Source organism: Methanobrevibacter ruminantium, assembly GCF_016294135.1.
Lineage (GTDB): Archaea > Methanobacteriota > Methanobacteria > Methanobacteriales > Methanobacteriaceae > Methanobrevibacter > Methanobrevibacter ruminantium_A.
On record NZ_JAEDCO010000036.1, the window covers coordinates 1 to 13,807 of the forward strand.

8 protein-coding genes are annotated in these 13,807 nt (G+C 31.9%); all 8 read left to right on the top strand.

What is annotated here, in order from left to right; all coding sequences use genetic code 11:
• The first annotated feature begins 798 nt into the window (after positions 1–798).
• On the top strand, positions 799–2,016 hold the full coding sequence (locus VW161_RS07540) for a hypothetical protein (RefSeq protein WP_325192859.1): 1,218 nt from the start codon (positions 799–801) through the stop codon (positions 2,014–2,016).
• Positions 2,017–2,536: 520 nt separating this feature from the next.
• Positions 2,537–2,959: a hypothetical protein gene (locus tag VW161_RS07545; RefSeq protein ID WP_325192860.1), complete on the top strand. Its 423-nt coding sequence runs from the start codon at positions 2,537–2,539 to the stop codon at positions 2,957–2,959.
• A gap of 450 nt (positions 2,960–3,409) precedes the next feature.
• Positions 3,410–4,231: a hypothetical protein gene (locus VW161_RS07550; protein ID WP_304093844.1), complete on the top strand. Its 822-nt coding sequence runs from the start codon at positions 3,410–3,412 to the stop codon at positions 4,229–4,231.
• 190 nt (positions 4,232–4,421) lie between these two features.
• Positions 4,422–5,357: a tetratricopeptide repeat protein gene (locus tag VW161_RS07555; RefSeq protein ID WP_304102212.1), complete on the top strand. Its 936-nt coding sequence runs from the start codon at positions 4,422–4,424 to the stop codon at positions 5,355–5,357.
• A 235-nt stretch (positions 5,358–5,592) separates the two neighbouring features.
• Positions 5,593–9,405: a right-handed parallel beta-helix repeat-containing protein gene (locus tag VW161_RS07560; protein WP_325192861.1), complete on the top strand. Its 3,813-nt coding sequence runs from the start codon at positions 5,593–5,595 to the stop codon at positions 9,403–9,405.
• Between the two features lie 572 nt (positions 9,406–9,977).
• Positions 9,978–10,973, top strand: coding sequence for an energy-coupling factor transporter transmembrane component T (locus VW161_RS07565; protein WP_304102221.1), 996 nt, complete (start codon positions 9,978–9,980; stop codon positions 10,971–10,973).
• 37 nt (positions 10,974–11,010) lie between these two features.
• On the top strand, positions 11,011–12,849 hold the full coding sequence (locus VW161_RS07570) for an ABC transporter ATP-binding protein (protein WP_325192862.1): 1,839 nt from the start codon (positions 11,011–11,013) through the stop codon (positions 12,847–12,849).
• A 122-nt stretch (positions 12,850–12,971) separates the two neighbouring features.
• A complete protein-coding gene (locus VW161_RS07575; protein ID WP_304086144.1) occupies positions 12,972–13,676 on the top strand; it encodes an ECF transporter S component in 705 nt (234 codons plus the stop codon).
• Positions 13,677–13,807: the final 131 nt, after the last annotated feature.

Consider the following 13,807-nt stretch of genomic DNA (forward strand, 5'->3'; position numbering starts at 1 on the left):
GCAATTATTTGTAATAATAATACTCCATTGAATTATAATTTGATTGTTCCATTTAATGATTCTGTGAATTGGTTTAATGTTATTTGGAGATCTGTTGGTCTTTTTGAAGATGAAATTTATATTATTGTTGATGGGGATATTATTGATTCTTTTAATGTTGAGAATTCTTTTTATCATCAAATAAAAAGTTCTTACTCTGAGGATGTTTTTAATGCAATAAAGGCATATAATAAGTTTTTATATAATAATTTATATCAACATAAAGCTGTAGTTTATGCTTGGATTTCATTAATTTCTAATTTAAATGATTTGAATCTTATTGAAGGAGAATATTATTCTAATAATTGGGAAGATGTTGGCACTAGTGATTTAAATAGGATTTTAGCATACCATAATACAGATTTTAATAGTGTTTTATTAAATATATTAATGAATTCATATAACCTTTCCAGTACTGATATGTATTTTATTAATCAGTATCATGACATGTTTATGGATAATATCACTGTTGCTGTTAGTTATTTATGTAGTTCAAGTAGCAGTTTTAATATTCATTCAGATGATGATGTAGAGTCTTTTTATTGGTTGGGAGATTTTACTTGTCGAAAGGCCGTTTTAAGTTATGATGATGGAATATACCCTTATACCACAGGTGATGATTCTCCTGTCTATTATGACTTATGGGAGACTACACATTATTCAAATGGTACTGTTAAATGGAACTATCATAATAGTTATGGTTATTATACCGAGGGCAATTATGATGGTTTTTTAACTTTTACTTTTGCTAGTGATAAGGTGGCTGATGATGTTCTGGATTACTGGTTGAATGAGAAAAATCGTACTTATGATAATGGTAGCTTGTATTATGAAAATGGTTTTATGAAAGCAGCTTATGGCAGTTTTCTAGAAGTATTGGATGTGATCTATTGTAGTGATTTATGTGCGGATATTGCAGCTGTGCGTTTCAATGTAACCTGGGAGCGCACTAGCCCTATGGTCATGAGCGTTCGTGATGATATGTTTGGCACTGTTTTGAGTGGAGAATGCAGTTTCTATTTCGGCCGTAGCGCTTATGGGGATCCTGATGCTGTGAAGGCTTTTTATTTTGCCTGTTCCGCTAGTTTTTCTCCTATTGAACATTATGTGACTCATGCATTGTTCCCTAATAGTGGTGATAATGGCAGCGCCACTATTGGTTTGGGATTTATACTTGATAGTGGTGGTGAAATTGAGATTGTTCAGGATGGTGACTTGACTCTTATTCGCGAAATAGGATCCAATGAGAAGATTCTGCTTTTTGACAGCACCACCGGTTTGATGCATGATCAGATTATGATTAGCTATAATGGAGCTTATTGTTATTCAGACCAACAAACAGATTGGGCATGTGAGTTTGCTCAAGATATGTTGAATGCTAAAGATGACATTTGGGATTTTGTCTTCAATAATTCATTTATGGATTGGGCGAATAATGATGTTTTAGGCATTGCAGGCAGTGTTAGCATGAGTGTGGGTATTGCTTGTTTGCCTGCTTTTCCAGTAGGCACTGTTGTTGGTTTAAGTTTGATTGGTTTTGGTTTGTACTCCACTTATTATGCTAACGATTTAAATAATGGCATAACTGATCAAAGATTGGCTAACTTTGGTCTTGATGTGGGATTGTCATTGATTCCTTTTGTTGGTCTTGAAGGTAAGGTTGCTAAGACGGTTGTTAGTTCTGATGCTGTAATTGGCAGGATTGTTTTATCTAGAGGCGTAGGTAGTGTTTCTGATAAGATTGTTACACGAAGCTCTTTTGCTTTTGAGAAATATTTGATAGAAAGAGGAGAAAGTGAATTATTGTATAATGGGTTATCCAGAGTTAGTACTAAGTTTGGCACTTTAGAGTCTGCTTATAGGACATTATATGGAAATACATATATTGAGCAAATAAAATCAATAGGTGAAAGTTATTTTTTATCTTATATTGCACATTTTTCCATTGATAATTTTTATACATATGCTTTAAATTAATTATATATATTTAGATTTAGGGGAAGAATATGGATTTAAAATTTTTTATAAAGAACTTTGATGAAAATTCTGAAGATTATAAGCATAGTTTGATAATAAAGTTTTGTTTATTTTGGTTATTATTAATGATAATCAGTTTTATGATTTATCTGTTTACAAAAAATATAGGGGCTATGATTTTGTGGTTTGGAATTTATGCTATTTTTCGTAGGCAGTTAATATTTGATAAAGAACTAACTAAACGATGGGAACTAATCAAATCGAATATATTTGTAAAAATTTTTGATACTATCCTTATTATAATTTTTGTTATTATATTTTTATTAAATCTTATTAGTATGATTTAATTTTTAATGTAATATTAATTTAATATGAATATATTTATAACATTGGTAAAAATTTTAAATTTAATTATGTGGCGATATTGATAATGATCTTTTAGGAATCCGGCGGCATTTCCATGTCTGTTGGTTTTGCTTGTTTACCTGTATTCCCTGCCGGTACCTTAGTTGGATCTTGTTTGATTGCTGGAGGTTTTGTCGCTACTTATTATGCTGATGACCTTAATCGTGGTTGGTCCTATCAGAAAGGACTTAATCTTGCTGCGGATATTGGCCTATCTGCTTTCCCTATAGGTCCTGAAACAAAAATTGGCAAGGTAGTTGTTTCTAAAGGGTTGACTACCTTTTCTGAAAGAACTATCACTACAGGTTCCAATAAAATTTACCGTTCTTTACTGGAGAAAGGAGGTAGTGAAATATTGTATAGTGCTAATGGCAGTTCTACTAGAACCTATGTTAAGTACGGCACATTAGAAGCAGGATTAAGAACTGCATATGGAGATACACTTTTAGAAGGATACATGCAATTTATGTTTTGGAATACTGTGGGTTATGGTTTGGATTGTATTATGGAGGGCATATCTTCATATATATTTAATTAAAAACTTATAATATTTTACATTGTTTTCGGAGATTTTAATATGATATTCAAATTTCTTATTATATCAACGGTTATAGATAAAGAGTATTTGGAGAGTATTAAAAATGAACATGATAAGAAATTAGTGAAAAAATTTTTTATTTTTTATTTATTATTTTTTATTGTTTCGGTTTTGGTGGTAATGTATACTAAGTATAAGCCTTTCCTTTTCTTAATGTTCTTTCCATATATGAGGGTTTTTAGTCCTCATTTTAATACTTTTGAAAAGGAAAGCATTATCCTGATAAAAAATAGGTATGTTCAGCTATCTCTTGTATTTTCAATAATATGTTTTTCTTCACTAGTATTGATTCAATAAAATATTTATTTTTTTAATTTTAATGAATTTTTAAATATTTAAATTTTAATTATATATCATTTTTTTTAATGTTTACATAAATTTTAAAATTAAATGAAATGGGGTGATATTGAGATTATTTATGACGGCGGTTTAACTCATATTCATGAAGCAGGAACCAATAAGAAGGTTTTGGTTTTTGATGCCAGTACAGGTTTGCTGCATGACCAGATGCAAGTGATTTATGGTGCATTCTGTTATTCCAATCAGCAGACTGATTGGGCTTACGATTTAGGCTCTGAACTGTTGGATAATTTTGACCCTATTTGGGATTATCTATGCAGTAATGGGGATTTGCCTAACTTGAGTTTGCCTGCAACCAATTTTCTTAAATCTGCTAATCTCTTTTTAGGATTTGGCAGTCTTTTTGTTGTTGAAGGTGCTGAATTAACCGGAACTTTAACTGGTATTGGAGGTCTTGTCGGTGGTCTTACTATGGGAGGTTTAGTTACTGCTTGCATAATTGTTCTGCCTGTTCTTTTTGTTAGTATAGAACCAGTTGGCGGGCCTAATGAAAACGAAGAAATAAGTGAGTTTTATGAATCCCATAATTATGATGAGAATTCGGACATTAACCAAATTAAAAGTTCGAAAGATTGGGATAAAGAATTAAAAAAAATACAAAAAGGTGAAGACATTCCAAAAAATGGTGATTTAAACTATTTAGATGGTACTGATGGAGATCCAGAAAATTTAATTAAAGCTTTGGTTATTATTTCATCATTCACAGGACTTTCAATTATAGGTGATGTATATGTAAATAATGGACATAAAGATTATGAAAACATTGCTAATTTGAATAGTACCTATTCTAATTTTACACTTGATGTGAATTATAATAAATCAGATAGTAAAATAACATTAACAAGAGTATAATGTTGATTTGGGGGTTTGCTAAAGTGTTATTTAATATATATGGCAAAAAAATCTAAAATTATTTAATGAAGGAGTTGATTTCTTAAGGGATGAAGATTATGAAAAAGCATTAATCATCTTTAAAAAGTTATATGATGAAAATTTTGAAATTAATGAAGTTTTAATTAAATTATGCTTTATTTATAAGGAATTGGGGGATTATAAAACCAGTTTAAAATATATTAATGAATATTTGATTTTAAATCCCAATTCTGGTAGAGGATTAAAATACAAAAATGAAATATTTGTTAAGATGGGGTGTTATGAAGATTCCTTAGAAATTTCAGATATGATCATTAAGTTAAATGATGAAAATTTAAATTTTGCTAGATTATATAAAGCAAAAGCATTGATGGAATTAGATAGGCATGTTGAGGCTTTAAACTTACTGGAATCTATAGAATTTAATGAAGATGAAAAAATTGATCCTGTTTTATGGGAAATAAAAGGAAATGATTATTTTTATCTGCACCAATACAGGAAATCTATTGATTGTTATTTCACTGCTTTGGATTTAGGTCTTGATGAATATGATTCCTTTTTTAATATAGGGAATGCATACGCTCAGTTAGAAGATTATGAAAACGCTTTAATTTATTATGATAAGGCCTTGGGTTTAAATGAATATGATAAAGATTTATGGTATAATAAATCCATGTCCCTTTTTAATCTTGAAAGATATGATGATGCATTATTTTGTATTAATAAAGCTTTAGATTTAGATAATAATAATTTTTTATTGTATAATAAAGCAGCTATTTTATTTAAATTAAATAATTTTAATGAATCTTTAGAAATTTATGAAAATCTTTTAGAAGAAATGCCAAATGATATAGATTTATTAATAAAAATTTGTGCGGTCTTTTATGAATTAAAAAGTTTTGAGGATATTTTAAAATATTCTGATATGGTTTTATCTATAGATGATCTTAATGAAGAGGCTTTATTTTATAAATTTCTTGCTTTAAAATGTTTAAATAAATATGAAATTGCATTAGAATGTGTTAATGAACTTCTAAGTAAAAACTCTGTTAATGAGGAATATATTTCTGAAAAAAAGGAACTGCTTAAATTAATTGAAAAATAAGAATTTGGGGAAATTGTTTTTTTTTTTCATTGAAAACCAATTTAATCTGTTAAAATTATTGCTAAAATTAAGATTCATTTTAATATGGAATGTTTTTTTAAACTCTATTTTAATTATTTATCAAATTAAATTAACTATATTTTACTTTTTTTCAATCAATTTGGATAGTTTTATATAATAAGTACAATAAAAAATAACTCATAAGAATTTGAATGGAGGTGAAATGACGAATAAAATGAAATTGCCCTCTATTCTTGCTTTAATAGTAATATTATTCTTATCTTTGAGTGCAGTTAGTGCAAGTGAAAATATTGATCTTCTCACTAATGCGACAGATAGTGCAATTGATGACACTATAGCAATACCAGATTCAAGTAATGATTTAACAGAGAGTTTCAATGATTCCAGTCATGAAATCACTGATAATGACTTAATCACTGATACAAATGATTTGGATGATGAAACTGCTTCTTCAAAGGAATCAGAAAAGATTGGAAGCTCTAATGAAGAGCCAGATACATTATCTACTGAACCAATCATAATAGATAGCTCAAGCTACTTGCAATACTTTGATTCCGATGGAAAAATCAAATCAGGAACATTGAAAGATGGAGATACAATCAAAATCAAAAGTATCTCAGACAAGATATTTACTATAGATAAGAGACTGAACATCATTTCAGATGATGGTGCGACCTTATCAAATTGTCTCATATGTCTTGTAAAGGGAAGTTCCGGCTCTGTATTGGAAAATCTTAAGATTGTAAATACAAAGGAAAAGATTAATAATTATTATCTATCTGGAATAAGCATAATTGACTCATCAGAGAACACTATAAAAAACTCCATTATCAATGTGAGTGTCCATAAGTGCTTTGCAATAATGATGTCAAATGCAAGCTATAATAAGATTATCAACAATACGCTCATATCTGGTCTAAGCTCAACAATTCCGATGACAGCTTCATCATACAATGAAATCAGAGACAATTACCTTGAATCTGAATATACCAATATGGTTTATCAATCAGCATACGGAAATGGAGATTTCATGCCGATTGAAGATGAAGTCTGCAGTGGAAACATTATAGCAAACAATTACCTTAAAAGTCGAAACGGTACATACAATTCCTATTGCTATGCAATCTATCTGATGCAAACTGCAAGCGGAAATGGTGCAGTTATAGCAAACAACACCATAGAAAACGCTTTCTATGGAATCATTGTTGAAGCTCCAAACACCTTGATATACAACAATACAATATCAAGCATTGGAGGTCCTGCAGCTGTTCTTCTAAGTGGAGACAACATCATCGTTTCAGGAAACAACATATCAACTGAACATACTGATGTTCATGATTGGAATGATGATGGAAATGTGGTTGCCATTCAAAATACAGGCAAGAACAATGTTATTGCAAACAATACATTAAGGTCTGTAGGTTCAGATTCAATATTGAACACAGGTGAAAATGCAGTAATTGCAAACAATACAATATACACAGAATCTGCTAACGGAATAAACACCACTAAATCCAATGTGAAAATCGAAAACAACACTATTGTTGGAGTCAATTCAACAGGAGTCATGATCTTCACATCAAGGCTTGCAGAAAACATAACAATAAGGAACAACGACTTTGAAAGCGATAAAAACGCCATTGTGCTAAGAGGAAATGTCAGCTATACATTAGTCTGTGACAATAGGATAAGCATCTCTGGAGACTATGATGCCATTGCTGTATTGAAATACACCAATAGGAATCCGATAACTCCAAGTCATAATGCAATCTACAACAATACCATAAACGGTCAAGTTGTTAACATGACTGACCCTTCAGAGATAGAAAGAAACGATACAGACAATGGAACCGGCAATGACACAAACGCCACAGGCGGAGACATTGATAATGGAGCCTATAGTGACTCTAAAGTAAATACAACAATCAATGTCACTGGCACTTCTGTAATCAAAGGTAATGAGCTCATTGTTTTCCTAAAGGATAAGGATGGAAATCCAATCAGCGGTACAAATATAACATTCACATTATTGAATAGGAATTATCTAAGAACCACTGATGGAGAAGGTAAAGCAAGCTTGCAGATTAATGCAAATATTGGCAATTATGCAATGAATATAAGTTATGCAGGAAATGACACTTTCAATCCATGCAAGGTTTCAACTAAAATAAACGTTTTAAGAAACCAATTCATTGTAACTGAGGATAATTTCTATACATGCTTTGATGACAATGGTTATCTGAAGTCAGATTATGAGGATTATGAACTGATCTTCAAAGGAAACTTCAATGATAAGAGAATCATTTTGAATCGTCCTGTAGTCCTAAAATCTGAAGGTGCAAAGCTATTGGATTCCGTAATCAAGATTGAATCTGACAATGTAGCAGTTGATGGATTTACAATAATCAATTCAAATCCAGGAAATGCAGCTGATAACCATAGGTTTGCCATATTGTTGGACAATGTAAAGAACATTAATGTGACAAACAACGATATTCAATTGGAAAGCTATGACAATGGATATGGAATCTACGTATCCGAGTCATCCAATTGCAATATCTTGAACAATACAGTTAAGGCAAAGGCAAATGCATTGACATTTGGAATAATGCTTTATGATTCAAACAAGAATACATTGAAAAACAACAATATTCTCGTAAACGGTACAAGCAAGCCTCATCTTTATGATTCAACCATAAAAGTGGACAGTTCAATCAGTGTTGACGACTATGAAGCGGAAGGTATGGTTATTCCAGAGGTCTACAAGACTTACGGCATTATTTTATTCTATTCATCTTCAAACGATATTGGATACAATAAGGTAAGCGCCACATCTGGTGTGAACAAGTACTACACTGCCATCAAGGAATCAACAAATTCCATTGTAGGAATCGACCTGTATTATGAAAGCAATAACAACAAGGTTCATCACAACAATGTCAATGTAACAGCTAAGGACCCATATCTTTACGGATTAGGTGTATTGGGAGCAGAAACCGGTAAGAGAGACCAAGTCTCTGCAAACAACAGCTTTACAGACAATGTCATTAATGTTAATGGAACCTATTATGCAGCAGGAATCATTGCAGGTTACAATTCCATAAACACTACAATGGCAAGAAACAAGATCAATTGCCAGTCAAATAACGTGTCCTATGGTGCAATACTTGAAGGTGCTGATGATACAAAGTTCTACAAGAACAATGTGACTTGCAATTCCAGAATCAATTACTTGGTTGAAGGATACGATGCTGATAACAGCAGAATCTATGACAATCATATAGATTACGGTGATAAGGCATTGGTTGTAAGGGCTGTTGCATTGTACAATTCCAACAATAACAGGGTTACAAACAATAGCGTTCCTTCATTGAAGCCACTCATTCCTCGCATTGTAAAGGAAATCAATAGAATATGGAAATTGAAGTATCCAAACAGTAAAGTGACATTCACTGAAAACGATATAATCTATAACAGTTCAAACTCACCTATGATAGTGAGAAAGAACGGCACTGATTATAATCTCTTGGACTTGCTTGACTATGAGCCTACAAGTCACGCAGATGTGATCTCTCCAGAGAATCAGTTGTTTGATGATATTGGAGGTAAGAACAATACATTTGACAACAATGTTGTAAGGGATTCAGATGGAGGTTCAAGTGGCGGAAGCGGTACCGGTTCTGGAGGAAGCAATTCAGGAAACGGATCAAATTCCGGAGGCTCCAATTCAGGCAGCAATGGCAATGGAAACGGAAATGGAAACAATTCCGGTGGCTATTCCACTGTGGATGGAACAGGAATCAAGTCAAATTCAACAGTGATGGATGGAAACACAGTAGGTACTTCATCATCTGCTCCAGTGACTGAATCAGCTACTGCATACAACTTGAATGTTGATGAGGATCCTGCAGCTGTTCGTACATTGTCATTAGGTGGAATGAATGCTCCTGTGCTTATAATATTGATATTGCTTATACTTGCATGTGCAGCAGAACTTATAAAACGTTCCAAAAGGGACATAAAATAATTTAACTTTTTTAGGCATTTTTGCCTATCCTTTTTTTATTTTTTCACTATTTTTTTTACTATTTTTACATCTTTTTTATATTTCTTCGATTATTTTTTCTATTTTTAATAGTTTTTTATCTATTTTTTTATAATAATTTACAAAAATATGAAAAATTTTATAAGCATGTTGTTACATAATAGTATTATCAATTATAATTTATTTTTTATAAAATATATTTTATAAATAATGGATTATGTTGAGGACTATGCTTTGGGAAATATATCCTAAAATTAAGGTAATGGATTCCTTATTTAAATTTGCTAGATTATAAAATAAGGAAAAAATTGCTTGTTATTTTCCTAAAGCATAGCTATTTGTTCTATGTTTCAAATAGTTTCATAAATTTTTTCTCCTTTTCCTCTTTTTCTATTTTTTTAAGCAATTTAAAGTCTTTAAATCAAATTTATTTTACCTTTTATAAAGAAAACTTTATATAGATTACAAATTAAAATATAAATTGTTTATATAATATAATAAATCAAGCCAATTGAATAATCTATTTTGAATTTTAAATATATGGAGAACTGCTTATGGAACTTACATCAATTCATCCAGGGGTTTATTTGCTTTATTACTTTATAATGGTTCTCTTTGCATTCATTTTCAGCGATCCATATTTTGTAGTTACTTTCCTGGCTTTGATACTTGTTCTGATTACCCTTCAGGGAGTAAGTTCCGAACTGAAGAACATATTGAAGTTCTATATTCCTTTAAGCATTCTTATACTGATTCTAAATCCCTTGCTTAACAGAACTGGAGCGCATAAGATTTACCTTTGGTCCAACTTCTTTGTAACTTATGAAGCAATAGCTTATGGAGTTATAATGACTTTAGCTCTTCTTATTGTGATTTTGGTCTTTTCATCATACAACAGATCAGTTTCCTATCAGGAAATGCTTTACATCTTCTCTAAGAAATTGCCTATCATTTCAATGATTATAGTTATGGCATTGAGATTCATTCCGTTAATCAATTCAAGAGCTATTGAAGTTCAAAAGTTAAATAACTTGAAGAATAATGGAATTGAAATGGAAAGGGATAGTGATGAATCTAATGATTCTGATAATTCTAATTCTTTGGATTTGGATCAATTCAATTCAAACATCAATACTGATTATGATTCCAAGATTGTAAACAAACTAAAATCAAACAAGAGAGTGGCAGCTATCATTAAGGAAGCGAAGACACTTGGTAAAATTATGGGAATAACAGTTTCATGGTCTTTAGAGGAATCCATGTTTACAGCAAAATCCATGAAGGCAAGAGGATATAATGCAACTGAGAGAACAAGCTATTTGTCCTACAAGTTTGGAAATGCTGATTATGCTTTCATAGCATTGATAATTGTTACAGTTGGAATAATAATTGTCGGGCTCCTAAAGGGAGTTGGAATGATTAACATTTACCCTTCAATTGACTTTAGATTCAGCAATTTGCCATTCAATATCTATTATTTGGCATTTATAGTATTCTTATTACCTTTAATTTATCTAGAAATCAAGGAGCGTATCCTATGGAGAAATTAGAAATTAAGATGATGCGTATCCAAATGGAGGAGAATCCATGGCATTGATTGAATTCAATAACTTTAGCTTTGCATACATGAATTCAGATGGAAGCGAATCGCAGGTCAAGTCATTGGACAAGATTAACCTTGAAATAGATTATGGTGACTTTGTACTGTTATGCGGACCATCTGGATGCGGTAAAACCACTTTGCTAACTAATCTTAAGAAGGAATTGATGCCTGCAGGCAGAAGGTCAGGTGAAATCAAGTTCAATGGAACAAGGGTAATTGATATGGATGAGATTTCCTCTGCTTGCGATATAGGATACCTATTCCAAAATCCAGACAGCCAAATAGTTACTGACACTGTAATTCAGGAGATTGCATTTCCTCTTGAAAACATTGGACTTCCAACAGAAGAGATAAGAAACAGAATAAGCGAGATAGTGGCTTTCTTTGGAATAAATGATATACTTCATAAGAATGTGAATGAGCTATCCGGTGGACAGAAACAATTAGTCAATCTTTGTTCACTCCTTGTCTTAAGGCCAAAAGTACTTCTTTTGGATGAGCCTATGTCACAGCTTGATCCAATCGCTTCATATGAATTCCTCTCAATCGTGAGAAGGTTAAATGAGGAATTTTCAATAACAGTAATCCTGAGCGAACATAAGGCAGACAGCATATTCCCATTCATTGACAAGGCAGTGTTCCTCAAGGAAGGAAAAATTGAGTTTGTAGACAATGCACATAACATCTGCAGTGAAGTCATTGATGATGAGATATTTGAAAATTACCTTCCAGCAGTTACCAAAATATACAACTCACTTTCCGTCAAGTATCCAAGTTTAATTAAATTGAATACTCCTTTAAGCATTCGTGAAGGAAGGCGTTGCCTTAATACAATACATGATGATTTAATTAAAATAAATGATAGTAATGCTAATTCAGATAATTTAGATTCCATTAATCTACATCACATTAATAAAAAATACCATTCTCAAGAAAAATCCGGCATTTTGGATAAGATTTCCCTTGGTGGAAACAAAAATGCACTGATTAACATGAATGGAATATACTTTGCATATGAAAAGGGAAATCTGATTTTAAAGAATGTTGATTTTGAACTTGAAAAAGGAGATTTCGTAAGCTTGATTGGTGGAAATGGAGTTGGAAAGTCAACATTCCTTCAATTGCTGGTTGGAATATTGAAGCCGATTAAGGGTAAGGTGAAATATAAGAAAGGAATTAAGTTGGCTTATGTTCATCAAAATCCTATGATTCACTTTTCAAAGGACAATGTAAAGGAAGAGTGCCTGGAATCAATTCTTGAATCAAATCTTCTGCAAGATAATTCGGTTGGATTCAATAAGGAAACTTATGACAATCTATTGAAAATGTCTAATGAGGAATTCATTGAATCAGATGTTTTGAATGGCTTGGAATTTGACTCAATCGAGTTCAAGTTTAAGGAACTGATTGAATTCTTTGACATTTGCGACCTGATTGACAAGCATCCTTACGATTGCAGTGGAGGAGAGCAGCAAAAGATAGTGATTGTCAAGGCATTGCTTCAAAATGCTGATGTATTGGTATTGGATGAGCCTACAAAGGGTCTTGACCCAATATCAAGCAAGAATCTTGCAAATATATTGAATTCCCTTCGTGACAATGGAATCACAATCATTATGACAAGCCATGACCTGGACTTTGTTGCAAACAATTGCAAGCGATGTCTCATGCTATTTGACAAGGATATTCAGATTGATGATGATCCTAAAGTGATATTTGCTGAGAATAATTTCTATACAACCTTTGTAAATAGGATGGTAAAGGATTATGTTCCTGAAATAGTCACTTTGGATGACTTAAGGTATAAATGGGATTTGGCGTAATTATGTCAATATCAATAGCCGAGGATTAAAAAAAGTTTTAATATAATAAATAATGATTATTTTCTAATTTGAGAGTGTGTGATAATTTTTTATGATATTTTTTAATTTGAGAGTGTGTAATAATGAGTGCAATGGATCAAATGTTAACAAATATGACTACAAGTGGAAATGCGGTGGTGAATAGTCAGATATTTACCATAACAATGGTGATTTTCCTTATCCTTTTCATTGTAGGTCTGTTTTATGCAATATTTAAAATGTATGAGGCGAAAAAGCCGCCTGTTGAATCTATCGTATTGATTGCTGTCTTGACAGCTATTGCGACTGTGGGACGTATCATTCTAATGTCAATTCCTGCTGTAAACTTGGCATCTTTCATCATCATAATGGTTGGTGTTGTATTCGGCAAGGAGGAAGGATTCCTTGTTGGTGCATTGACTGCTTTTGTATCAGGTCTCTTTATGGGAATGGGATACTGGGTCCTGTTCCAGATGCTTGCTTGGGGACTTATGGGAGCCAGTGCAGGATTCCTTGCTTCCAGATTTGACAGTGTAGGATTCAGAATAGTCTTTGGTCTCCTATGGGGATTCCTCTATGGTTGGATTACAGACATTTCAGCTATTTTCTATTCAGGAACAGCTTTGGAGATAACCCCAATCATTGCATTATACCTTAATGGTGTAAGCTATGACTTAACCCACGGTGTAACCAATGCAGTGCTTTTAGTGGTATTGTATGATTGGTTCAAGAAGATGTTTACCAGAGCAAAAGTTAAATACTTGTCTGGACATTCTTCTGATAATGAAAGCATTAGTCTTAGTGACTAATGTTTTATTTTTTTTTTATTTTCAAAGTTTTTACCACAATGAGTTAGTTCATATAGTGGATTAACTCACTATTTTTTTTTTACACATTTGTGTTTATTCACAATTTCGCACTTTAAAAATTTTTATAATGT